This is a genomic window from Mesobacillus subterraneus (assembly GCF_003937825.1).
In the GTDB taxonomy this organism is placed as follows: Bacteria; Bacillota; Bacilli; order Bacillales; family Cytobacillaceae; genus Mesobacillus; species Mesobacillus subterraneus.
The window spans coordinates 33,786-56,854 of sequence record NZ_RSFW01000015.1; the positions used below are offsets into that span (position 1 = coordinate 33,786).

A 23,069-nucleotide genomic window follows, 5' to 3' on the forward strand; every position below is an offset into this window, starting at 1 on the left:
AAATTGTCATATTGATATAGGACAACATCATAAATATATATTGTCCCAGATTACTAATTTGGATGAATTTATTCCCACTAACTCTATGATCGGGAGGGGATCACTTGGAAAAGGTAGATATTTTTAAGGATATCGCCGAGAGGACTGGCGGCGATATTTACCTGGGGGTTGTCGGTGCAGTACGTACCGGAAAATCCACTTTTATCAAAAAGTTTATGGAGCTGGTGGTTTTACCTAATATCAATAATGAAGCTGAAAGGGCTCGGGCGCTTGATGAGCTGCCACAGAGCGCAGCAGGTAAAACTATTATGACAACTGAACCAAAATTCGTGCCGAACCAGGCTGCAACCGTCCATGTGGATGAGGGTCTGGATGTAAATATTAGGCTCGTTGATTGCGTTGGCTATACAGTTCCGGGAGCAAAGGGTTATGAAGATGAAAATGGGCCAAGAATGATCAACACACCTTGGTATGAGGAACCAATCCCTTTCCATGAAGCAGCTGAAATTGGAACAAGGAAGGTTATTCAGGAGCATTCTACACTGGGTGTCGTTATTACGACGGATGGGACAATTGGGGAAATCCCCAGACAGGATTACATTGAAGCAGAAGAAAGAGTGATCGAAGAGCTTAAAGAAGTCGGCAAGCCGTTTATCATGGTAGTAAACAGTGCCCAGCCGTATCATCCTAATACGGAAACACTGCGTTCCCAGTTAGCTGATAAGTATGATATTCCGGTCCTCGCGATGAGTGTTGAAAGCATGAGAGAATCAGATGTCATGAATGTGATGAGGGAAGCGTTGTATGAATTCCCTGTCCTTGAAGTGAACGTCAACCTGCCAAGCTGGGTGATGGTGCTTCGCGAAAATCACTGGCTGCGTGAGAGCTACCAGGAAGCAGTCAAAGAGACAGTCAAAGACATCAAGAGGCTGCGTGATGTTGACAGAGTTGTCCATCAATTCAGCGATTTTGAGTTCATTGACCGTGCAGGCCTCGCAGGCATTGAAATGGGCCAGGGCGTTGCTGAAATTGATCTCTACGCGCCAGATGATCTTTATGATGATATTCTGAAGGAAATTGTCGGTGTCGAGATCCGCGGCAAAGATCACTTGCTGGAGCTGATGCAAGAATTCGCATATGCTAAGGCGGAGTTTGACCAGATATCTGATGCTCTGAAGATGGTTAAGCAGACAGGATACGGAATCGCTTCCCCGTCACTGACTGATATGAGCCTCGAGGAGCCGGAAATCATCCGTCAGGGTGCACGTTTCGGTGTTCGCTTAAGAGCAGTCGCACCATCCATTCATATGATCAAGGTGGATGTTGAATCAGAATTCTCGCCAATCATCGGAACAGAAAAGCAAAGCGAGGAACTGGTCCGCTATCTGATGCAGGACTTCGAGGACGATCCGCTATCAATCTGGAATTCAGATATTTTTGGCAGGAGCTTGAGTTCCATCGTAAGAGAAGGGATCTCAGCCAAGTTAAGCTTGATGCCGGAAAATGCACGTTACAAACTAAAAGAAACGCTGGAACGCATCATAAACGAAGGCTCCGGCGGCCTGATTGCCATCATATTATAATGGGACTCCTTATGGGAGTCTTTTTGTTTTGTACATTCATTCCTGGAGAATCGAACCAGGATAGTCATGGATTTATCGTAAAAATCTTCTAAAATAATTTTCTCTAGGTAATCAGGCAGTTTCAGAAGGAAGAGCCAGACAGTAAAAAAGCCTTAAAATGTATTGACAATGTTTGAATTTACAGGGCTCGGGTATGTAAAAAGGGTTAACATATTACAAATATGTTTCAAAGAAGAAAAGATTCCCATTATTTATTGAAATTATCTTGATAAGACTAAAACATTATGATAATCTTTTAACAGAATTAGCGTTGTGGCTGTCAAACCCTTATATAACAGGCGTTCTGGCGGTTTTAGGTTCACTTTCCATAGTTTTTTGCAAACTATGGAAATAAAATCTTTCAACAACGTATAGAATTCATATGTTTTGTTTAGAAATGTAGTAAAGATGCTTAATTTCTGAGCAATGGGATCTCTTTGGGAGGAGGTGAATGGCATGAACAAAACAGAACTTATCAATGCAGTTGCAGAAGCGAGCGAGCTTTCAAAGAAGGACGCAACAAAAGCAGTTGACGCTGTTTTTGATTCAATCTTAAATGCACTTAAAGATGGGGACAAAGTACAGTTGATCGGTTTTGGTAACTTCGAAGTTCGTGAGCGTGCTGCCCGTAAAGGCCGCAACCCACAAACTGGAGACGAAATCGAAATCTCTGCAAGCAAGGTGCCTGCTTTCAAACCAGGTAAAGCGCTTAAGGATGCAGTGAAATAATTACATACGACGCATTGAGCGTATGCTTAAAACAAAAAGGCCGCGACCCGTTCGCGGCCTTTTTTCCATGCGCAAAACATTAAGTTTTGCTTGCGTGGAAATGGTTATGCTAAGATGAAAATATTATAATCAAATAGTTGCCATTGTATGCAGGGTTATAATGAGATTGGTGGAACATAGGAGGATACGCAGATGTCAAACGTCAATCGTGCCCAAATTGAAGAGGCGGTACGTTTAATATTGGAAGCGGTCGGTGAAGACCCGAACAGGGAAGGGCTGCTGGATACACCCAAGCGAGTCGCTAAGATGTACGAGGAAGTTTTCTCAGGCTTGAACCAGGACCCTAAAGAATACTTCGAGACCATTTTCGGTGAGGATCATGAGGAATTGGTCCTGGTAAAAGATATCCCATTCTATTCAATGTGTGAGCATCACTTAGTGCCGTTTTTCGGCAAAGCCCATGTTGCTTACATTCCTAGGGGCGGGAAGGTAACAGGCTTAAGCAAGCTTGCAAGGGCAGTGGAAGCTGTTGCTAAAAGGCCACAGCTGCAAGAGCGGATTACCTCAACCATTGCGAATGCAATCATGGAGAAGCTTGATCCTCATGGAGTGATGGTCGTCGTGGAAGCAGAACATATGTGCATGACCATGCGCGGAGTAAAGAAGCCAGGTTCTAAAACTGTCACCTCGGCAGTAAGAGGGACACTGGCGGAAGATGTGAATGCACGAGCGGAAATCCTGTCATTAATCAAGTCATAATTTTTTTCAGGGCTGAAAGGGATACTTTTAGCCTTTTGCCGTATCTTTTGGCCTTTATTCTGCCGGTAACATGGAGATGATGCGGCAGACATAATCTATCCTGCAAGGGGGATAATAATGGATAAGAAATCTAGTATGAATACAGATTTTGTCGTGATTAAGGCGATTGAGGATGGAGTGAATGTGATTGGCCTGACTAGAGGGACGGACACGAGATTCCACCATTCTGAAAAGCTTGACCAGGGCGAAGTCATGATCGCCCAGTTTACGGAACATACATCAGCAATAAAAATCAGAGGCCATGCGAAGATTGTGACACCGTTCGGGGAAATTGAGAGCGAGAAAAAATAGATGGTGCCAAAATTCAACTATTTTGTTACAAAATCCGGTGAAAATCTTGTAAAAAGTCTTTAATTTTCATTATCGCGTTCATGCTAACATCATTTGTGATATAATTGTCACTGCCTTGGAATGTTCGGTAAAACTGCAAACTAGTTATTTAGGCGCTTTTTTTATGTTCTGTTTTAACTTGACCAGCTCCTCAAAAACCTTCGCTGGCAAGGCCTTCTGGGTTTCCATGCGGTTGTTCGGAAATCGGTCGATTTTTTTTCGAGCATCACAGTTAAGAAAAAGCCTTTAAATTTTCAATTGTTCTGCCCACGCCGGCAATCCAACCATAAATAAGGGGAACAAGGGTGATTTATTTTGCTAGATTTACAAAACAAATTAGATGGCATCAGAGAGCTTCTTCTCGAAAAACTTTCGCATCCATATTTGCTGGAGCATGTAGAATCTCCTGTTATAGACGATGATCGACTCTTGCTTCTCATTTCGCTGCTTGGGCAGCGGGGGGTTAAGCAAGAAACAGCAGTGAATTTCACCATCACTACAATGCTCCTGCAAATCGCCCTTGATACCCATGAGAATGTCCAGAATTCACTGCCAGGTGAAGAGGATGACAGCCATAAGCGCCGTCAATTGACAGTGCTGGCAGGCATATATTTCAGCGGCCTATATTATAAGCTGCTGGCCGATACGGATGATATTGAATTGATCAAGAAACTGGCTGCCGGTGTAAAGGAAGTCAATGAACTTAAAATTTCACTGTATCAAAAAGATGCGGAAGCGATCGACAAATTGATGCAAATTGTGAAACGGATTGAATCGACCCTTGTAGGGAAAGTAGCGGATCATGTTGATGCATCAGATTGGCATGAGATAGCTGCTAACTGGCTTTTTGTCAAAAGGCTGCTTTCGGAAGAAAGGGAATTCATGAAAAACGGGAACTCGCTGGTGTTCAATGCATTGAAAAAAATTGCACTTCCAAAATTGGATCAGAGTACAGCAGAGCTATCTTCCGAACAGCAAAAATACTTATTGACGATTTGTGCGAGATATATTGAATTTTCCATGACAAACATCAATAAAGCTTTAAAGAATCTCCCGGGTATGAATCAGCTGCTGGCAGATCGGATCAAGCTAATTGACGTACAGCACCAATCAATGTCTAAAAAATTCGCGGAAGAAGGGTAATGCAATGCAGCAATCGAAAGAAGAAAGAGTTCATGGAGTTTTCGAGAAGATCTATAAAAATTATGATCAAATGAATTCTGTCATCAGTTTTCAGCAGCATATAAAATGGCGCAATGACACTATGAAGAAAATGAACGTCCAAAATGGAGCAAGCGCACTCGATGTATGCTGTGGGACTGCGGACTGGACAATCGCGCTGGCAGAGGCTGCTGGTAAAGAGGGGAAGGTCGTCGGGCTTGATTTCAGCAAGAATATGCTGACAATCGGTGAAGAAAAACTGAAAGCCCGGGAGCTTGGACAGGCTTCGTTGATCCATGGAAATGCAATGGAACTTCCTTTTGAAGATAACAGTTTTGAATATGTGACGATTGGGTTCGGTTTGAGGAATGTCCCGGATTACAACCAGGTGCTCAGGGAAATGTACAGAGTCCTTAAACCAGGGGGGATGGCAGTTTGCCTTGAAACATCCCAGCCTACCATGCCAGGATTCAAACAGGCATATCGTTTATACTTCAGGTTCATCATGCCGATGTTTGGCAAATTGTTCGCCAAAAGTTATGATGAGTATTCATGGCTCCAGGAATCAGCAAAGGATTTTCCGGCTATGAAGGAACTTGCAAAGATGTTTTCGGATGCTGGCTTCAAAAACGTCGAATATAAACCATATAGCGGCGGAGTGGCTGCCGTCCATATCGGCCGTAAATAATAATAGAAGACCCTGGCTGCCCTTTTCTTATTCGCTCGGCAAGGAAGGTCGGCCTGTTTTAATTTTGCTTGACTCGTGATTACCATGGCTGCCTGCATATTTGACCCTGGCCGCCATGGTAATAGGAAACGAACATTGAAGCTCGCGGTGAACCCGAGCAGAAAAATTCCCTCCTGTATATGGATTGCACCGTTGCTCCGAAATAAGGTACAGGACGCAAAAGCTGGGTGGATAATAATGAAAATGAAGCTGTTATATACATATTTGAATTCAGATTTGACACTTATTGAAAAAGAACTGGAGGAGACAATCCAGGCTGATTCCCAACTGCTCAGACAGGCAAGTCTTCACTTGTTGAAAGCAGGAGGCAAACGGATCAGGCCCGTATTTGTGCTGCTTGGGGGAAAGTTTGGGGAATACGATATAAATATCATCAAGAACGTTGCTGTGTCTCTTGAATTGATCCATATGGCCTCATTGGTGCATGACGATGTGATTGACGATGCCGAGCTGCGCAGGGGACAGCCGACCATCAAAGCTAAATGGGATAACCGTATTGCCATGTATACAGGGGATTATATTTTTGCGAGAGCACTTGAACTCATGACAGAAATTAATAACCCGGTTGCGCATCAGATCCTATCGGATACGATCGTGGAATTGAGTGTTGGAGAGATCGAGCAAATCAAGGACAAATATCACTTTGACCAGAATCTTCGCAACTATTTGCTGAGGATCAAGCGGAAAACAGCTCTCTTGATTGCGGCAAGCTGCCAGCTGGGAGCGGTTGTATCGGGAGTATCGGAAAAGGATCACCGAAAGCTGTATAAGTTCGGATATTATGTGGGCATGTCATTCCAGATTACTGATGATGTTCTCGATTTCACTGGTACAGAAAAGGAGCTCGGAAAGCCAGCAGGCGGAGATCTCCTGCAGGGAAATATCACACTCCCTGTACTGTATGCAATGAAGGATGAACAAATCAGGAGTAGAATCAAAACAGTTCACGAAGGGATGGACAGGGAAGAACTTGATTATATCCTGAAATTGATCCTGGAGTCAGGAGCCATCGAGAAGTCCCTGGAAATCAGCGACCGCTATCTCGAAAAAGCACTTGCCATCCTGGACGAACTCCCGCCAAACAAGGCGAAAAAGTCATTGCGCGATATCGCTAAATTTATTGGCAAACGCAAGTATTAGCAAGTTGCGAATTTTTCAAAAAAATGATACTATTTTCAAGGGTTGCTTTTGTAAGCGGTTCACATACATATATGAATTAGGAGTGGAACTCATGGAAAAGACGTATTTAATGGTCAAGCCTGACGGTGTGCAGCGTAACCTGATTGGTGAAGTGGTTGCCCGTTTTGAAAAGAAAGGCTTCCAGCTTGTTGGCGCAAAACTAATGAACATCCCTAGAGAACTTGCTGAAGAGCATTATGGCGAACACAAAGAGCGTCCATTCTTTGGCGAATTAGTAGATTTCATCACTTCTGGCCCAGTATTCGCAATGGTATGGCAAGGCGAGAACGTAATCGCAACTGCCCGCCAGATGATGGGTGCTACTAACCCTAAGGACGCAGCTCCTGGGACAATCCGCGGAGACTTCGGTGTAACGGTAGGGAAGAACGTCATTCACGGATCTGACTCTCCGGAAAGCGCTGAGCGCGAAATCGGACTTTTCTTCAAAGAAGAAGAATTGGCAGAATACAGCAAATTAATCAATGAGTGGGTTAACTAAAAACCACATGGAGGCTGTCTATCAGGTCATGTCAATGACCATAGACAGCCTTTTTTCTTTTAAAAAGCAGCGTTCTAAAAAAACACTCTACCGTTTCACCATTTTTCGCTATAATAAAATTGTCCAACTTTTTCTAGTTAAGAATAAGGAGCAAAAAAATGCTGCAAGACTATGAAAACTTCATCTCGAAAATCTATCAAAAGACGGGTATTAACCTTGCTCTTTACAAAGAAGCCCAAATGAAGCGAAGGCTGACTTCACTCTATCAAAAGAAGGGCTACTCCTCTTTCCAGGAGTTCTTTCAGGCACTAAACAACGACCAACAGCTTATGAATGAATTTCTGGACAGGATGACCATCAACGTATCTGAGTTTTATAGAAATGCCAAAAGGTGGGAAGTTCTTGAAAAGTCGATTCTGCCAGAGTTGCTGAGGAAAAATTCGAATCCAAAAATCTGGAGTGCTGCCTGTTCCACGGGAGAAGAGCCATATACATTGGCCATGGTGCTTTCGAAGCAAATGCCTTTGTCCAGAGTCCAGATCGTGGCAACGGACATCGATGAGAATGTTATTGCCAAAGCAAAGCTTGGCGTTTATTCTGAACGTTCTCTCAACGAAGTTCCAAAGGAAATGGTCCAAAAGTATTTTAAACAGGATGGAGCCTATTTTGCCGTGGCAGATGAAATAAAAAAAACGGTGACGTTCAGGAAGCAAAATCTGCTTGCAGACAATTTTGGCGGTCCGTTTGACTTGATCGTCTGCCGGAATGTCCTTATTTATTTTACAGAGGATGCAAAGGAAAGCATCTACCGTAAGTTTAGCGGCGCATTGCGGACAGGCGGCATTCTATTTGTCGGCAGCACCGAACAGATTTTCAATCCTGCTACATACGATTTTGAAACAGCAGATACTTTTTTCTACAGAAAGAAATAGAGCAGGAGCCGGATGCCCGTGCTCCTTTTTTCTTTGGCTCTGTTAAAGCCCAATGTTGTTTTAAAGACCTGTTGATTGTAGTGGAAGGCGCGAGGACTCCTCCGAAAATGCTACCGCATTTCCATCGTGCGTGGGCAGGTTCGAGGAAGCTTACTCAATGTCCTGCGGGATGAGCATGTCATGGGGAGACCCCGCAGGCGCAAAAAGCGCCGAGGAGGCTCCCCGACTGCCCGCGGAGAGCGAAGCGCCTGGAAAGAAAATCAACACTATGTTTAACAGAGCATTTTCTTTTGTGCGAATTCATAAATGAAGAATTTATACCAGCATGAGGATCGTAATCTGAACCAGGACGATGAATTTTTGCGAGACACCTTCCTTCATGATAAAATGACTTCATTCTTAAAAGGGTTCAATATAAATTTCAAAATAATTAAATTTATTGCTATTTTTCTATTGAAGTGTGTGATATAGTAAAACAAATCCTTTAGCGAGTTGAAGGGAGAAAGTGTATGAGATATTTAACAGCGGGAGAGTCACATGGCCCACAGCTAACAACTATTATTGAAGGTATGCCAGCCGGCATGCCGCTTGTAGCAGAAGACATTAACCAGGAGCTTAGCCGCAGACAAAAGGGCTATGGCCGTGGCAGAAGAATGCAAATCGAGAAAGATCAGGTTCAGATAACTTCCGGTATCAGGCATGGAATGACGCTTGGATCACCGATTGCGCTCGTAGTTGAAAATAACGATTGGAAGCACTGGACAGGAATCATGGGACCTGAGCCCCTGGGTGATCTTACTTCGGATGAAGTCAAACGGAAGATTTCCCGTCCGCGGCCTGGCCATGCCGATTTGAATGGAGCAATCAAATATGGGCATCGGGACATGCGGAATGTACTTGAACGTTCTTCAGCAAGAGAGACGACCGTAAGAGTGGCAGCCGGGGCTGCAGCCAAACAATTGCTGTCATTGCTTGGCATCCGGATCGTGGCCCATGTTGTTGAGATTGGCGGGGTGAAAGCTGAAAAACTGGAATTCAGCTCATTATCGCAGCTGCGGGAAGTAACGGAAGAATCTCCTGTCCGCTGCTACGATCCTGACGCAGCCGCAAAGATGATGGCCGCAATTGACGATGCAAAGAAAAACGGCGACTCGATTGGAGGAGTTGTTGAAGTCATTGCCGAGGGAATGCCAGCTGGTGTTGGCAGCTATGTACATTATGATCGGAAGCTCGATTCAAAGCTGGCTGCGGCTATTGTCAGCATCAATGCTTTTAAAGGTGTTGAATTTGGCATTGGATTTGAAGCGGCACGGAAACCGGGCAGTCAAGTTCATGATGAAATTGCCTGGGAAGAAGGCAGGGGATACTACCGCAAAACCAATCGCCTGGGGGGATTTGAGGGAGGCATGACTACAGGAATGCCAATCATTGTCCGCGGTGTCATGAAGCCAATTCCTACCCTGTACAAACCTTTGATGAGTGTGGATATTGATTCCAAGGAACCTTTCGCTGCGAGTATTGAAAGATCAGATAGCTGTGCAGTGCCAGCCGCCGCCGTAGTCGCTGAAAATGTAGTGGCCTGGGAACTTGCTTCTGCTCTGGTCGAACAATTTTATTCCGATCGCTTCGAAACACTCAAGGCATCAATCGAGGAACAGAGAAGTTCTGCGAGGGAATCTTAACAATGCAGGAAATATCCATCCATACTGACTCGAAAACCTATCCTGTACATATAGGAAAAGGAATAATCAAGAATTTGGCTGAAATCCTCGAAAAAAACGCAGTGGAATACACCACAGCCTTGGTGATTTCCGATGAAACAGTCGCCAAGCATCACCTTTCCTATTTTCGGGAACAATCGGGAATGTCCAATGACTTGATAGTAAAAGTCGTTCCTTCAGGGGAAAAAGCTAAAACCTTTGATGTCTATTATGACTGTCTGTCATTTGCACTTGAAAATAAACTCGACAGGAAATCGCTGATAATTTCCTTTGGTGGCGGCGCTGTTGGTGATTTGGCCGGCTTTGTAGCAGCTACGTATATGAGGGGAATACGTTTCATACAAGTCCCAACTACCATTTTGGCGCATGACAGTGCGGTTGGGGGAAAGGTCGCAATCAATCATCCTTTAGGGAAAAATATGATTGGGGCTTTCCATCAGCCAGAGGCGGTCGTCTATGACATGGATTTTTTATCTTCTCTGCCTGAAAAAGAAGTACGGTCCGGATTCGCTGAAGTGGTTAAACATTCCCTGATCAGTGATGTGAAATTTTATGATTGGCTGAGAAATGAAATACGTTCATTGCGGCAGATAGAAGATCACTTATTAGTTGAATGCTTAACGAAAGGAATTCAGGTTAAAGGGAAGGTCGTTTCGGAAGATGAGAAGGAAATGGGCGTACGGGCCTATTTGAATTTCGGTCATACACTGGCCCATGCAATAGAGGCAGAAGCAGGTTATGGAAAAATCACGCATGGCGAGGCAGTAGCCATCGGAATGCTCTTTGCGCTTCGATTGAGCAGCGAACTGAAGGGCCTGGCGTTTGATATTGAAATGTTCAAGAGCTGGCTGGGAAGTCTGGGCTTCCCGAATTCTATTCCAGAAGGCCTTTCAGCAGAACGTCTCCTCACTAGAATGAAGCAGGATAAGAAATCAGTCGGAGGCACAGTACGTTTTGTGCTTTTGTCAGAGGTCGGGTCACCGGTCCTTGAAGAAGTCGAGGAAGATATCCTGATGAAGAACCTTAAAAAGTTTGAAGAGGAGGGGAGAACATGATCAGGGGAATAAGAGGAGCAATAACAGTTAACGAAAATGATGAAAAAGAAATAATTGAGGCAGCTGAAAGGCTCTTAAGCGAGACAATCAGTGCCAACGAAATTGTTCCGGATGACGTTGCCTCAATTTTCATTTCCGCAACGGAAGACGTGGATGCAGCCTTTCCAGCCAGGGCGTTAAGGAATATTGAGGGCTGGACGTATGTTCCAGTCATGTGCATGCAGGAGCTGGATGTCCCTGGCTCACTTCAAAAATGTATCAGGATCATGATCCATGTGAACACGGAAAAAAAACAAACTGAAATAAAGCATGTGTATCTTGAAGGTGCAGCTGGATTGAGACCAGATTTATAATTTTATACTTTTTCTGAAGTGTCAAACGGTGTATGATGATTATAGATTCTTTATCACTTTAATTAGATAGAGAATTAAAGAGTATGGCAGATGAGGTGGATAAAAGATGAGATGGAAAGAGCAGCTTCTAGAGCTAAAACCGTACCAGCCTGGCAAATCAATTAACGAAGTAAAGAGGCAGTACGGTCTAGCAGAGATCGTAAAACTGGCTTCCAATGAGAATCCGTTTGGTTCTTCAGATAGAGTAAAAACTGCAATTGCAGATTTTAATGGCCAATTTTCAATTTATCCTGATGGATATGCTACAGAACTTCGGAGCAAATTGGCGAATCACCTTGGAGTAAAGGAAAATCAGCTTATTCTAGGGAATGGTTCAGATGAGATCATCCAGATGATTGCCAGAGGGCTGCTTTCCCCTGGTACGAATACAGTAATGGCTGTACCTACATTTCCTCAGTACAAACACAATGGAATTATTGAGGGTTGTGATATTAAGGAAATCCCGCTGGTGAATGGCGCACACGACCTTGCGGCGATGGCGGTTGCCATTGATGCAAGTACTTCAATTGTCTGGCTTTGTTCTCCAAATAATCCTACAGGAATTCATATAACCGATGAAGAGCTTACAAATTTTATGGCAAAAGTCCCAGAGGATGTACTCGTCGTACTGGACGAAGCGTATTTTGAGTATGTGACTGCGGAAGATTACCATGACTCTTTCCAGCTGCTTAATCGGTATAAGAACCTGATCGTTTTGAGGACTTTTTCCAAAATATATGGACTCGCCAGCTTCAGGGTTGGTTATGGAATTGCCAATGAGGAAACGATTGCAGCATTGGAGCCTGTCAGAGAGCCGTTCAACGTAAATTCCCTTGCCCAGGCAGCAGCTATTGCTGCACTGGATGACCAGGAGTTCATAGAGAAATGTAAAATGGCTAACAGTGCAGGGTTACAGCAATTCTATCAATTTTGTGATCAGGCGGGGTTGGAATATTACCCATCCCAGGGAAACTTCATACTTATCGATTTTAACGCTGACGGTCAGGATGTGTTCCAATTCCTTCTTGAACGCGGATATATTGTCCGGTCGGGGAAGGCGCTCGGCTTTCCTAGCTGTGTAAGGATTACGGTTGGGTCCATGGAACAAAATACGGGCGTCATTGAAGCAATAAAAGAATATTTGCGGGTTCATACCCCCATTTCTAATTAAGGGCGTGTGGTTATTTTGAAGGGCCGTGTATTGATCATCGGCCTCGGATTGATAGGAGGCTCCCTTGCACTTTGCATCAAGGGTGCCCATCCTGAATCCGAGTTGATTGGCTTCGATGTAAATCAGAATCAGGTGGATCTGGCAAAAATGCTTGGCATTATAGATGGAGCTGCAGATAGCATAGTGGAAGGCGCTGTGGCAGCTGATTTAATCATTATTGCAACCCCTGTTAAAACTGCTATGGAAATGATGAGTCTGTTAGCAGAATTGCCTTTAAAAGAAGGTGTACTCATTACCGATACCGGAAGCACGAAAGGATTGATCATGGAGGGAGCCAACTGCCTGACGGAAAAAGGGGTTCCCTTCATTGGGGGCCATCCAATGGCAGGTTCCCACAAAAGCGGAGTGGCTGCTGCAAAGCATACCCTGTTCGAGAATGCCTTTTACTTGCTTACCCCCGCTTCTGGAGTAAGTAAAGAAGCCGTACAGCAGCTAACAATCTGGCTCAAGGGAACGAAGGCGAGATTCCTTCATGTAAATGGAGATGAACATGATTTCCTGACAGGTGTAGTCAGCCACTTTCCTCATATTATTGCAGCTTCCCTTGTCCACCAGGCCGAGAAAGCCAACGAAGGGAATGCGCTAGTATCAAGACTGGCAGCAGGAGGCTTCAGGGATATTACTAGAATCGCTTCGAGCAATCCCCGGATGTGGCGGGATATCCTTATCCAGAATCGGGATGTCCTTATTTCCCTTGTGGTTGAATGGCAGAGGGAAATGGACAGGGTGAAAGATCTTCTCAGCGGAGGAGATGAAGATCTTATCTACAATTTCTTCGATTCGGCAAAAAAGTTTCGGGACGGCCTCCCTGCCCGGGAAAAAGGAGCCATTCCCAGCTTTTATGATCTATTCATCGATGTTCCGGATTATCCAGGGGTGATTTCCGAGATTACAGGATATCTTGCTGAAGAAAGAATCAGTATTACGAATATTAGGATCATAGAAACTCGTGAAGATATTTATGGGGTGCTGGTGATTAGTTTTCAAACACCTGAAGACCGAGCCAGGGCAAGGCAATTTATCGAAAACCTGACAGACTATGAAACGTCTGTTGCAGAGTAGACTGAAGGAGAAAAAGGATGTCAGCAAAAAAACTTACGACCAAGACCACCTCTTTGAAAGGTGAAATACAAGTGCCTGGAGACAAATCGATTTCCCACAGGGCCGTCATGTTTGGTTCAATTGCGGATGGTGTCACAAAGGTTCAAAATTTCCTTCCGGGAGAAGATTGCCTTAGTACAATTTCCTGCTTCCGCAAACTCGGGGTTGAGATCCTCCAGGATGGCAGCCATGTGACTGTCATTGGTAAAGGAACGGAAGGGTTGAAAGGAACAGAGCAAATCCTGGATGTGGGGAATTCCGGAACAACCATCCGGCTGTTGATGGGGATTTTAGCGGGACTTCCGTTTGAATCACGCCTTGAAGGTGACGCTTCAATTGCCAAGAGGCCAATGACAAGAGTAACCGCTCCGTTAACCGAAATGGGAGCGGATATTTCCGGGAAGAATGGCGGGGAGTATACTCCTCTGATCGTAAAAGGAAACAAGCTGAAGGGAATTACATATGAACTGCCTGTAGCGAGCGCGCAGGTGAAATCAGCAGTCCTGCTTGCGGGTCTGCAGGCTGATGGGATAACGTCCGTAATTGAGCCTGTCAAAACAAGAGATCATACCGAACGAATGATCAGGCAATTTGGCGGGGAAGTTGACCGTAATGGAGATATCATTTCAGTAAAAGGCGGCCAGAAGCTGATGGCCGCAAGTATCACGGTGCCAGGAGATATTTCTTCGGCGGCCTTTTTCCTCGCTGCAGGAGCAGTGGTTCCCGGAAGTGATATCCTCCTCAAGAATGTCGGGTTGAATCCGACCAGGACAGGAATCATCGATGTCCTCACTTCTATGGGGGCAGATATCACAATTGCACAATATGGCGATCGAGCTTCAGAACCAGCTGGAGATATCACAATTAAGTACTCAGAACTGAGAGGAACAACGATCGAAGGGGAAATGATACCGCGCCTGATTGATGAGATTCCGGTCATTGCGATGCTGGCAACCCAGGCAGAAGGCAGAACAGTCATTAAAGATGCTGCTGAGTTGAAGGTGAAAGAGACAAACCGTATTGATACAGTCGTCAATGAATTAAATAAACTTGGTGCCAAAATCGAAGCAACGGAGGATGGCATGATCATAGAAGGGAAAGTGAACCTCCATGGAGGAACAGTATCGGCTCACGGCGATCACCGTATCGGCATGATGCTGTCAATAGCCGCCCTTCTTTGTGAATCCGACGTAACCTTGGAAGAAAGTGAATCTGTTGCGGTTTCTTATCCAGGATTCTTTGATGTCTTGTATTCATTAGCTTAAAGCTAAACCTCTAAAAGGCCAATCCTGGAACAAGGATGGCCTTATGTTTTTTGTTAAAGGTCATTTTGATTCTGAAGCACATGCAGGAAATATGCAATTCATTAATGCTTAAAAACTGTCACTGAAAAAAGTAGTTACGCCTTCCCGTTATAATCCATGAAATCCAGCATAGTTTGTCATAAGACCAATTAAGGAGTGGTTTTATGGCTTACATTATAGACAATGTCCACCTCATGAAGGGACAAGCATTAACAGAAACCAGCATGCTTGTTGAAGGTCAACGGATTTTAGCATCCAAATCTGGGTTCAACAGATATAATTATCTGCGCATGGATGCAGATGAGTATATTATGACCCCGACTCATGTCCTCTTTGATCCCAATCTTCCATTTACAGGTTCATTCAAGGAAAGGAAAGAATACTACTTAAGGAACTTCATCATGAAGGGGAGTACGGTTGTTTTAACGACTGTGACCGTCCGTTTTGAAAGGGAGCTCGAAGAAAAACTCAAGGAGGCTAAAAGCGATTTAATCGATAGCCCGATTGATTTCGTTCTTGCTGTAAGCATTCCGCCAAGGATCCTGACTCCTGGATTTATCCGGAAGTGTAAACGTGCACGGGTACCGGCAATCTTTTTGGAAATCCAGGATATAAGTGAATTGGGCAAAATGCCATGGGGCTGGATCAGGGAAGCATTGTTTCCTTACAATTGTCCACTCATACCAATTTTTCCTGAAAGCAGCGGCAAAAAAGACCGCATGTACCAAATCAACGTATGGAGCGAATTGATGAAAAAAGAGAAGGTACCATCTGCTCCAGAGGATCTAGATGAGGCAGTCCCAATTTCCAAGTCTATCTTAAAAAAGACAGGGATTTTTCCACTTAAATCCAACCTGCAGAGCGGTGGCGAACTAAGCTATAACCTCTACAAAAAAAATGCAGAGACGACACACAGGGATGAACGAGGTCTGTTTTACCAATCAAAGCATCTTGTTGTGACAGTGGACAAGGGGAAGGTCCTCCGGGCAGGCTCAGAGGTTTATTATCGTCCCGGGAAGGGAGAGAATGTTATAATCAAGACACCAGGTTTTTTTACCGAAAATTATTGAAGCGCTTTTCCCATGCTGCGTTTAGTTCTTGAATGCAGCGAAGAGAAAGGAAAGCTTAAATTCAAGGATAGGATGATCGTAATGGTTGGAGTAGAGGAAATAATACAATTTATTGAGGATGGACAACTTGAAAAGGCAATGTCCGCCTATCAGGGAATAATGGATAAAGGCAGCGATGAGGAAAAGTTTACGCTTGCAGAGGAACTCTTTCGGTTCGGTTTCATGGAAGAAACTGAAGCTCTGTTGGAAAATCTGTTGCGTCGATATCCTGAGGAAGGCGAGCTGCACGTGATGCTGGCCGAAACAAGAATTGAGCTGGGCAGGGAAGAAGAAGCGATGCTTACTCTCGAAAATGTGGACAAGGCGGACCCTTCGTTTCCTCAGGCATTGCTGCTGCTGGCAGACCTCTATCAAATGGAAGGCCTGTTTGAGGTGAGTGAAAACAAATTGCTTGAGGCAAAAAGGCTGCTTCCAGATGAAACAGTCATTGATTTTGCCCTTGGGGAATTATATGCACATCAAGGAAAACTTGCAGAAGCAATCGAATTCTATACAGCCGTCCTGAAACATCATGAAGAAATTGGCGGAGTGAACATCAACCAGAGGATGGCAGAAACGTTAAGTGCTGGAGGATCATTTGAAGAAGCATTGGAATTCTATGAAAAAGCCATTGAACAGAAGCTGGAAATAAATACATTATTCGGTTTTGCTTTTACTGCCCTGCAGGCAGGCTATAATAAAACAGCTATCGAAAAGTTCGAAGAATTAAAGGCTTTGGACCCTGAATACCATTCACTTTATCTTTACCTGGCAAAGGCATATGAGCGTGAAGAAATGGTTGAAGAAGCTTTTGAAGCATTTAAGCTTGGAATAGAGCAGGATGAATTCAACAAGGATTTGTTTTATTATGGCGGGAAATTGGCTCTCAAACTCCCGGATGAGGCAGCGGCCGAACAGTTGTTGCGGGAATCAATTGCCGTCGACCCGGGTTTCACTGAAGGAGTACTCGTCCTGAACAAATTGCTGATTAAACAGGAACGTTATGAAGATGTGCTGGACCTGATCAGGGAAGCCGATATAAATGAGGAGGAAGAAGAACCTCAGCTGCTTTGGGATGAAGCAGTTGCATACCAGCAGATTGAACATTTTTCACAGGCATTAAACAAATACCAACTGGCATATACTTTCTTTAAAGACAACCAAGAATTTTTGACGGATTATGGATATTTTTTAATTGAAGAAGGAAAAATGGCCGAGGCTGCCGAAATTTTTAGTAAGTTAGTTGAAAAAGAACCTGGCAATGAAGAATTCCGTGAATTATTGGAGCGTATGACGGAGAATCGGTGATCAAAAAAATTGAGTTATGCAGAGGAGGGATTCAAAAATGACAACCCCTGTATCTGTCAACGAGAAAAAGGAGTTTATCCGCTGGTTTTTGAACCACTATCAGCTGAAAAGGCGGGAATGTGTTTGGATCCTAAACTATTTGATGAGCCATGACCAGCTGATGGAAAAAGTACACTTTGTAGACAATGCACAATACTGCCCAAGGGGGTTGGTGATGTCTACCCACTGTGTTGATGAAGTGCCTTTCCGTTTCTTTAAAGAAAATGTCATGACAACGGATGCTGAAAAGTCCTTTCATGACATTCGCCTGAACAGGGAAGAGGAAATTTATATCCAATTGAATTTCCACGCTTCAAATAAGGCCCATCAGTTTGCGGCCGTACTAGAAGAAAATCCTTACATGCCAGGGCAGCTCCAAATCAGCGAGAGTGACAAAATGGTAGCAGAACGATTCCTCGAAGAGAGCATCCAGAAGTTCCAAAAAGACAAACTACTCACCTTGATCGACGAGGCGCTGGACAGCCAGGACCAGGAAGCATTTGAATACCTTACAGAACAATTAAAAAGAATAAGTGCAGTAAATACATTATAGCTTGCTCTTGACAGCAGGCTTTTTATTTTGTTTGCAATTCGGCGTTTTCTCCTGTGCAAAAACAAATAAGAACATAGATTTCTAAAATACATACAATATCTTTTTGGACCCTAAAGAATATAAATTTTTCTCTCAAACTTTTGCCTCTGATTTCACCTCAATGATATGATAGAAATTGGATTAAATAGGAGGATGTTATAGAGAATGTCTGTTTGCAAGCTCTTCTTGTTAAGCGATTCGGAACATCCCAGATAGATGGAGTTGGTAAAATGAAATGGATGGCTGCAGATGTGGAGATGTACCAAAAGGCAGCTGAATATGTGGATACCGCTGTCATCCCGCTCATGCCGGTATCTTTTGGCGATGACATGAAACAGCATGCCACAATGGCGGAGTTTGCTGGGATCCTGACAACACAGCTTGAAAAACAATTCAGAGGACGGATATTCCTTATGCCGGGATTCGTGTACTTCAAGGGGCATGAAGGAAGCTTGGAAGGACTTCGGAATTGGGAAAATACTTTATTGGACAAGCAGTTCAAACATGTGTTTTACGTTACCTCTGACATTAGCTGGAGGCAGCATGAAAAGGGGCTTGGAGGCAGCCTGCTCTGGCTTCCGTCGCTGTCGCTGGACAACTTGCCGGACCAGCAGAAGGTTTCTCTGGTAGATGACCAGGTGAAGCAGCTTTTATCACTATTCACCGAGAAATGGCAGGAGGGATAAATAAGCTGTTATTTATATCACTGCGAAAAATGTTTTCAACATAGTATTATATTGATTTTGTAATCAGATTGATATATCATGGTTATGTCCTAGTTTTAAATTGTGTTTAAATTATGTCCGTTGGGGACTTAACTTGGCAATAGAGGGGGGAATAGCGTGAGTAAGCATCGTGTTTCAAGACGTCAATTCTTAAACTATACTCTAACAGGTGTAGGCGGTTTCATGGCTGCAGGTATGCTGATGCCAATGGTTCGATTTGCCGTTGATCCTATGCTTAAGGCAGAGGATGCTGGTGATTTTATCGCGACTCCATTGAAAGTTGCAGATATCACGGCTGAGCCGCAAAAAGTAAACTTTTCATTCACTCAAAAAGATGCATGGTATGAATCCGAAGAAACAGGAACAGCTTGGGTATTCAAGAATGAGGCAGGGGAGATTGTCGCACTTTCTCCTGTGTGTAAGCACCTTGGATGTGTTGTAGACTGGAATACGGATAAGAAAAATCCGAATATGTTCTTCTGTCCTTGCCACTACGGCCTTTATGAAAAGGACGGAACAAACGTGCCAGGCACACCGCCATTGGCACCATTGGATGTATATCCAACAAGAGAAAAAGACGGGTTCCTATATGTAGGAAAAGCCGAACCACGGAAGGGGGCGTAATCCTTGTTAAACAAAATTTACGATTGGGTAGATGAGCGTTTGGATATTACGCCTTTGTGGCGGGATATCGCGGACCATGAGGTACCTGAGCACGTTAACCCGGCGCATCATTTTTCTGCGTTCGTGTATTGCTTCGGCGGTCTGACGTTTTTCATCACAGTCATCCAGATCCTATCCGGGATGTTCCTGACAATGTATTATGTTCCGGACATCAAAAACGCATGGGAGTCTGTTTATTATCTTCAAAACCAAGTAGCATTCGGACAAATTGTCCGCGGTATGCACCACTGGGGTGCCAGCCTTGTAATCGTCATGATGTTCTTACATACGCTTCGCGTGTTCTTCCAGGGCGCGTATAAGAAACCTCGTGAACTGAACTGGATTGTCGGAGTTTTAATTTTCTTCGTAATGCTAGCCCTTGGCCTGACTGGATATTTGCTTCCATGGGATATGAAAGCATTATTCGCAACTAAGGTTACCCTGCAGATCGCAGAAGCGGTTCCTTTGATTGGACCATATATTAAAGTCCTGCTTTCCGGGCATTCAACGATCGTTGGTGCACAGACCTTGACTCGTTTCTTTGCGATTCACGTGTTCTTCTTGCCAGCAGCACTGCTGGGCTTGATGGGAGCTCACTTCCTGATGATTCGTAAGCAAGGTATTTCTGGTCCATTGTAAAATTTGAATGATCATGTTGGGCGTTTCATAATCGCTCAACGATACGGAAAAAGGAGGGGATTGCTCGATGCATCGTGGTAAAGGTATGAAGTTCGTAGGCGACTCTCGTGTCCCTGCTGAGCGCAAGCCTAATATTCCGAAAGATTACTCGGAATACCCTGGCAAAACGGAAGCGTTTTGGCCAAACTACCTGTTAAAAGAATGGATGGTTGGAGCTGTATTCCTGATCGGTTTCTTGAGCCTGACTATCGCTCATCAGCCACCGCTTGAGAGGATTGCCGATCCGACAGATACGGCTTATATTCCGCTGCCAGACTGGTATTTCTTATTCTTATATCAATTGCTGAAATATTCTTATGCTTCTGGTCCTTATACTGTCATTGGAGCACTCGTTATTCCAGGTCTTGCATTTGGGGCATTGATGCTCGCACCATTCATTGACCGCGGACCTGAGCGCAAACCATCAAAACGACCGCTTGCAACTGCTTTTATGCTGTTGTCAATCGCTTCAGTCTTTTACCTTACTTGGGAATCTGTTGCTCACCATGACTGGGAAGCAGCGAAAAAGCAAGGTGCGATTGTGGACGTTGAGATTGATAAAAACTCTGATGGCTATAAGATTGCACAAGCACAGACTTGTACTTCCTGCCATGGCGGGGAACTTGCCGGCGGTGCGGCGGCACCTAGCCTGCTTGAACTTGACTTGACTGCTGAGGAAATCGCTGACATTGCCAAGAATGGTAAAGGCAGCATGCCTGCAGTGTTCAAGGGTACAGACGAAGAACTTCAGACTCTTGCTGAGTTTATCGTCGAATTAAACGAATAATGCAATGAGAGAACCTGCAAGGAACTTGCAGGTTCTCTTTTTATGCTCATTTTTTATGGATGACCTTGGATTATCTGCTAGAAACTGCAATAATAGTGATAGAAAACTTTGAATGGAGATAAATATGATGATCAGAAATCTTTATCCTTTGCTGGCCAACCGTTCGGTTCTGTGGCTGTTATTCTGGGTGAATGTGTTAGGTACTGCCTATGGGTACTATTGGTATAAATGGCAGCTTGTTGATACTCCTCCGAGGTTCCTTCTGTTTGTTCCTGACAGCCCAACTGCCAGCTTGTTCTTTGTATTTGTTCTCGGTGCCTTCCTCCTTGGAAAGAACTGGCCTTTGATGGAGGCGCTGGCAATCGTAAGCCTGGTTAAATATGGCCTTTGGGCTGTAGTGATGAATTTGATGGTGTATTTCGTTTCAGGCCAGCTTGACTGGATCGGCATCATGCTCATGGCTTCCCATTTTGCCATGGCTGTAGAGGGTGTCCTGTATGCCCCTTTTTACCGCATCAAACCCTGGCATTTAATCATTGCTGCCATTGTGGTGCTTCATAATGAAATCATTGATTATGTATTCAAAATGATGCCGAGGTACCATACACTGGATTTATACATGGATCAAATCGGCTACTTCACATTTTGGCTCAGCATTGCTTCTGTTGGCGTCGGTTATTATTTTGCGCTGCGTCCAGGCAGGTTCAGCCTTTCGATAAAAACATACCGGTAAGCGAGGAAATTTGGTCTAACCTTGTCCCACCTCTCATACATTTTAATAGTATTTAGAGGGGGGACAGGAATGAGGATTAAATTTCTTTTATTATTTTCGGTGCTCTTGCTTATGGCGCCGTTTGCAGCATTCGCAGAACCAACGTCGCCTGTGGAAGAGCTGGACAATATATCTGATCAAGCGCTGCAAATGGTGAAGCTTCAGCGTTACGAAGATGCGGACAGGCTATTGAAGCATTTTTCGGAGGAATTCCTGACAATCACAGGTGATGGCAGGCCTTTTTCCATGGATGAGCTGCGCATCATAACCGTAGCGCATGATGAAGCCGTTGAAGCGGTAGCCAATGCTGATATGGGACATGCAGAAAGAATGAACAAGGTAACAAAATTCAGGTTGGTCATCGATGCAATTTCCTCAACCCATCAGCCTTTATGGACAGAAATGGAAGGTCCGATCATGACCGTTTTCAGTGAGATGAAAACGGCGGCATTTGAGGGAAACAATGACCAATTCCATTCCAACCTAAATTCGTTCTTGTCTTTATATAATGTGATATATCCTAGCTTGAAAATTGATATCAATCCTGAAACGATCCAGAAAATTGATGCCAGGGTAAGCTTTATCGATCAATATCGCCCTCAAGTCTTGACTGAAGCGTCTGGCCAGGAAGAGTTAGAAACACTGGAGTCTGACCTTCAGAATATCTTTGATGAAATGACGGAGGATGAGGCAGACCCTTCTTTATGGTGGGTAATTATTTCTACTGGAAGTGTCATCATTCTTACATTGTCCTATGTTGGCTGGAGAAAATATAAAGGAGATCGCGAAAAAACGAAGAATGTACAAAAAGAGCGAAAAAATTGACACCAATTTTCAGCCTTTATACAATAGAATTAACACATCATGAGCTGTAAGGAGGTTCTCAATGTTTTTAATTTACTTTGCGATTATCATTTTGATCCCGCTTTGGGCACAATTCCGGGTCAAAGGAGCTTATAAAAAATATTCACAAATCGCGTCTTCTTCCAGGATGACGGGTGCGGAAGTCGCAAGAAAAATCTTAGATGATAATGGGCTTTACAATGTCGGTGTTGAAGAAACAAGAGGATATCTGAGTGATCATTATGATCCTCGTTCAAAAGTTGTTCGCCTGTCATCAGATAATTTTTTCGGCCATTCAGTCGCTGCAGCCGCAATTGCTGCCCATGAGGTAGGCCATGCGATCCAGGATGCAGAGGACTATTCATTCCTTCGCTTCCGCCATGCTTTGGTTCCTGTTGCCAACCTGGGTTCCAATTTTTCATGGATCTTGATTCTCATCGGTATTTTCGCCAACCTGAGCGGCATGCTGTTACTCGGTATCCTGTTCATGGCAGCAGCGGTCGTTTTCCAGGTCATTACGCTGCCAGTAGAGTTCAATGCTTCCAACCGGGCAATGGAACAAGTGGTGTCTGCAGGAATCATAAGGAATGATGAAGAAAGGGAAACGAAGAAAGTGCTCGATGCCGCTGCATTGACATATGTTGCCGCTGCAGCCGTAGCAGTCCTTGAACTTGTTCGCTTGGTATTGATTTATACAGGAATGACAAGAGAGGAATAAAAAAATCCGGAC

25 protein-coding genes are annotated in these 23,069 nt (G+C 44.2%); all 25 read left to right on the top strand.

Going from position 1 to position 23,069, the window contains the following annotated elements:
* Positions 1-104: 104 nt before the first annotated feature.
* Positions 105-1,583 carry a stage IV sporulation protein A gene (gene spoIVA, locus EJA10_RS13895; protein ID WP_125480626.1) on the top strand — a complete coding sequence of 493 codons (1,479 nt, stop codon included), beginning with the start codon at positions 105-107 and terminating at the stop codon, positions 1,581-1,583.
* Between the two features lie 495 nt (positions 1,584-2,078).
* Positions 2,079-2,351: an HU family DNA-binding protein gene (locus EJA10_RS13900; RefSeq protein WP_023627533.1), complete on the top strand. Its 273-nt coding sequence runs from the start codon at positions 2,079-2,081 to the stop codon at positions 2,349-2,351.
* Positions 2,352-2,543: 192 nt separating this feature from the next.
* Complete coding sequence (gene folE, locus EJA10_RS13905) at positions 2,544-3,110, top strand: GTP cyclohydrolase I FolE (protein WP_125480627.1); 567 nt, start codon at positions 2,544-2,546, stop codon at positions 3,108-3,110.
* Between the two features lie 117 nt (positions 3,111-3,227).
* Positions 3,228-3,461, top strand: coding sequence for a trp RNA-binding attenuation protein MtrB (mtrB, locus tag EJA10_RS13910; protein WP_125480628.1), 234 nt, complete (start codon positions 3,228-3,230; stop codon positions 3,459-3,461).
* A 354-nt stretch (positions 3,462-3,815) separates the two neighbouring features.
* On the top strand, positions 3,816-4,643 hold the full coding sequence (locus EJA10_RS13915) for a heptaprenyl diphosphate synthase component 1 (RefSeq protein WP_125480629.1): 828 nt from the start codon (positions 3,816-3,818) through the stop codon (positions 4,641-4,643).
* A 4-nt stretch (positions 4,644-4,647) separates the two neighbouring features.
* Entirely contained in the window at positions 4,648-5,349 is a 702-nt protein-coding gene (locus EJA10_RS13920) for a demethylmenaquinone methyltransferase (protein WP_125480630.1), read from the top strand.
* A gap of 237 nt (positions 5,350-5,586) precedes the next feature.
* The gene (gene hepT / locus EJA10_RS13925; RefSeq protein ID WP_125480631.1) at positions 5,587-6,549 is read left to right on the top strand and encodes a heptaprenyl diphosphate synthase component II; all 963 of its coding nucleotides are present in this window, start codon (positions 5,587-5,589) and stop codon (positions 6,547-6,549) included.
* A gap of 91 nt (positions 6,550-6,640) precedes the next feature.
* On the top strand, positions 6,641-7,087 hold the full coding sequence (ndk, locus tag EJA10_RS13930; RefSeq protein WP_125480632.1) for a nucleoside-diphosphate kinase: 447 nt from the start codon (positions 6,641-6,643) through the stop codon (positions 7,085-7,087).
* Positions 7,088-7,245: 158 nt separating this feature from the next.
* Entirely contained in the window at positions 7,246-8,019 is a 774-nt protein-coding gene (locus tag EJA10_RS13935; RefSeq protein WP_125480633.1) for a CheR family methyltransferase, read from the top strand.
* Between the two features lie 509 nt (positions 8,020-8,528).
* Positions 8,529-9,701: a chorismate synthase gene (gene aroC, locus EJA10_RS13940; RefSeq protein ID WP_125480634.1), complete on the top strand. Its 1,173-nt coding sequence runs from the start codon at positions 8,529-8,531 to the stop codon at positions 9,699-9,701.
* Between the two features lie 2 nt (positions 9,702-9,703).
* The gene (gene aroB, locus EJA10_RS13945) at positions 9,704-10,795 is read left to right on the top strand and encodes a 3-dehydroquinate synthase (RefSeq protein WP_125480635.1); all 1,092 of its coding nucleotides are present in this window, start codon (positions 9,704-9,706) and stop codon (positions 10,793-10,795) included.
* A complete protein-coding gene (gene aroH, locus EJA10_RS13950; protein WP_125480636.1) occupies positions 10,792-11,148 on the top strand; it encodes a chorismate mutase in 357 nt (118 codons plus the stop codon). The genes aroB and aroH overlap by 4 nt, the downstream gene beginning before the upstream one ends.
* Before the next feature lie 106 nt (positions 11,149-11,254).
* Positions 11,255-12,358, top strand: coding sequence for a histidinol-phosphate transaminase (gene hisC / locus EJA10_RS13955; protein ID WP_125480637.1), 1,104 nt, complete (start codon positions 11,255-11,257; stop codon positions 12,356-12,358).
* A 15-nt stretch (positions 12,359-12,373) separates the two neighbouring features.
* The gene (locus EJA10_RS13960; protein WP_125480711.1) at positions 12,374-13,480 is read left to right on the top strand and encodes a prephenate dehydrogenase; all 1,107 of its coding nucleotides are present in this window, start codon (positions 12,374-12,376) and stop codon (positions 13,478-13,480) included.
* A gap of 17 nt (positions 13,481-13,497) precedes the next feature.
* Entirely contained in the window at positions 13,498-14,784 is a 1,287-nt protein-coding gene (gene aroA / locus EJA10_RS13965) for a 3-phosphoshikimate 1-carboxyvinyltransferase (RefSeq protein WP_125480638.1), read from the top strand.
* A gap of 203 nt (positions 14,785-14,987) precedes the next feature.
* Positions 14,988-15,893 (top strand): hypothetical protein, encoded by a 906-nt coding sequence (locus tag EJA10_RS13970; protein ID WP_125480639.1) that lies wholly within the window; start codon positions 14,988-14,990, stop codon positions 15,891-15,893.
* Positions 15,894-15,974: 81 nt separating this feature from the next.
* Positions 15,975-17,240: a tetratricopeptide repeat protein gene (locus EJA10_RS13975; RefSeq protein ID WP_125480712.1), complete on the top strand. Its 1,266-nt coding sequence runs from the start codon at positions 15,975-15,977 to the stop codon at positions 17,238-17,240.
* A 37-nt stretch (positions 17,241-17,277) separates the two neighbouring features.
* A complete protein-coding gene (locus EJA10_RS13980) occupies positions 17,278-17,832 on the top strand; it encodes a ReoY family proteolytic degradation factor (RefSeq protein WP_125480640.1) in 555 nt (184 codons plus the stop codon).
* A gap of 269 nt (positions 17,833-18,101) precedes the next feature.
* Positions 18,102-18,557 (top strand): YpiF family protein, encoded by a 456-nt coding sequence (locus EJA10_RS13985; protein WP_125480641.1) that lies wholly within the window; start codon positions 18,102-18,104, stop codon positions 18,555-18,557.
* Between the two features lie 156 nt (positions 18,558-18,713).
* On the top strand, positions 18,714-19,220 hold the full coding sequence (locus tag EJA10_RS13990) for a QcrA and Rieske domain-containing protein (RefSeq protein WP_125480642.1): 507 nt from the start codon (positions 18,714-18,716) through the stop codon (positions 19,218-19,220).
* A gap of 3 nt (positions 19,221-19,223) precedes the next feature.
* Positions 19,224-19,898 carry a menaquinol-cytochrome c reductase cytochrome b subunit gene (gene qcrB / locus EJA10_RS13995; protein WP_125480643.1) on the top strand — a complete coding sequence of 225 codons (675 nt, stop codon included), beginning with the start codon at positions 19,224-19,226 and terminating at the stop codon, positions 19,896-19,898.
* 67 nt (positions 19,899-19,965) lie between these two features.
* On the top strand, positions 19,966-20,724 hold the full coding sequence (locus EJA10_RS14000) for a menaquinol-cytochrome c reductase cytochrome b/c subunit (RefSeq protein WP_125480644.1): 759 nt from the start codon (positions 19,966-19,968) through the stop codon (positions 20,722-20,724).
* 127 nt (positions 20,725-20,851) lie between these two features.
* Complete coding sequence (gene lhaT, locus EJA10_RS14005) at positions 20,852-21,457, top strand: lipoprotein heptaprenylglyceryl N-acetyltransferase LhaT (RefSeq protein ID WP_484177331.1); 606 nt, start codon at positions 20,852-20,854, stop codon at positions 21,455-21,457.
* 69 nt (positions 21,458-21,526) lie between these two features.
* On the top strand, positions 21,527-22,321 hold the full coding sequence (ypjB, locus tag EJA10_RS14010) for a sporulation protein YpjB (RefSeq protein WP_125480645.1): 795 nt from the start codon (positions 21,527-21,529) through the stop codon (positions 22,319-22,321).
* 61 nt (positions 22,322-22,382) lie between these two features.
* The gene (locus tag EJA10_RS14015; RefSeq protein ID WP_125480646.1) at positions 22,383-23,057 is read left to right on the top strand and encodes a zinc metallopeptidase; all 675 of its coding nucleotides are present in this window, start codon (positions 22,383-22,385) and stop codon (positions 23,055-23,057) included.
* Positions 23,058-23,069: the final 12 nt, after the last annotated feature.

Bases quoted from the DNA above. Each gene is read 5' to 3' on its own strand.
- ypjB (WP_125480645.1), top strand. From the start codon at position 21,527: ATGAGGATTAAATTTCTTTTATTATTTTCGGTGCTCTTGCTTATGGCG.
- EJA10_RS13900 (WP_023627533.1), top strand. From the start codon at position 2,079: ATGAACAAAACAGAACTTATCAATGCAGTTGCAGAAGCGAGCGAGCTT.
- aroC (WP_125480634.1), top strand. From the start codon at position 8,529: ATGAGATATTTAACAGCGGGAGAGTCACATGGCCCACAGCTAACAACT.
- aroB (WP_125480635.1), top strand. From the start codon at position 9,704: ATGCAGGAAATATCCATCCATACTGACTCGAAAACCTATCCTGTACAT.
- EJA10_RS13980 (WP_125480640.1), top strand. From the start codon at position 17,278: ATGACAACCCCTGTATCTGTCAACGAGAAAAAGGAGTTTATCCGCTGG.
- EJA10_RS13975 (WP_125480712.1), top strand. From the start codon at position 15,975: ATGGTTGGAGTAGAGGAAATAATACAATTTATTGAGGATGGACAACTT.
- EJA10_RS14000 (WP_125480644.1), top strand. From the start codon at position 19,966: ATGCATCGTGGTAAAGGTATGAAGTTCGTAGGCGACTCTCGTGTCCCT.
- folE (WP_125480627.1), top strand. From the start codon at position 2,544: ATGTCAAACGTCAATCGTGCCCAAATTGAAGAGGCGGTACGTTTAATA.
- lhaT (WP_484177331.1), top strand. From the start codon at position 20,852: ATGATCAGAAATCTTTATCCTTTGCTGGCCAACCGTTCGGTTCTGTGG.
- EJA10_RS13935 (WP_125480633.1), top strand. From the start codon at position 7,246: ATGCTGCAAGACTATGAAAACTTCATCTCGAAAATCTATCAAAAGACG.
- EJA10_RS13985 (WP_125480641.1), top strand. From the start codon at position 18,102: ATGAAATGGATGGCTGCAGATGTGGAGATGTACCAAAAGGCAGCTGAA.
- hepT (WP_125480631.1), top strand. From the start codon at position 5,587: ATGAAAATGAAGCTGTTATATACATATTTGAATTCAGATTTGACACTT.
- hisC (WP_125480637.1), top strand. From the start codon at position 11,255: ATGAGATGGAAAGAGCAGCTTCTAGAGCTAAAACCGTACCAGCCTGGC.
- EJA10_RS14015 (WP_125480646.1), top strand. From the start codon at position 22,383: ATGTTTTTAATTTACTTTGCGATTATCATTTTGATCCCGCTTTGGGCA.
- aroA (WP_125480638.1), top strand. From the start codon at position 13,498: ATGTCAGCAAAAAAACTTACGACCAAGACCACCTCTTTGAAAGGTGAA.
- EJA10_RS13970 (WP_125480639.1), top strand. From the start codon at position 14,988: ATGGCTTACATTATAGACAATGTCCACCTCATGAAGGGACAAGCATTA.
- mtrB (WP_125480628.1), top strand. From the start codon at position 3,228: ATGGATAAGAAATCTAGTATGAATACAGATTTTGTCGTGATTAAGGCG.
- aroH (WP_125480636.1), top strand. From the start codon at position 10,792: ATGATCAGGGGAATAAGAGGAGCAATAACAGTTAACGAAAATGATGAA.
- ndk (WP_125480632.1), top strand. From the start codon at position 6,641: ATGGAAAAGACGTATTTAATGGTCAAGCCTGACGGTGTGCAGCGTAAC.
- EJA10_RS13920 (WP_125480630.1), top strand. From the start codon at position 4,648: ATGCAGCAATCGAAAGAAGAAAGAGTTCATGGAGTTTTCGAGAAGATC.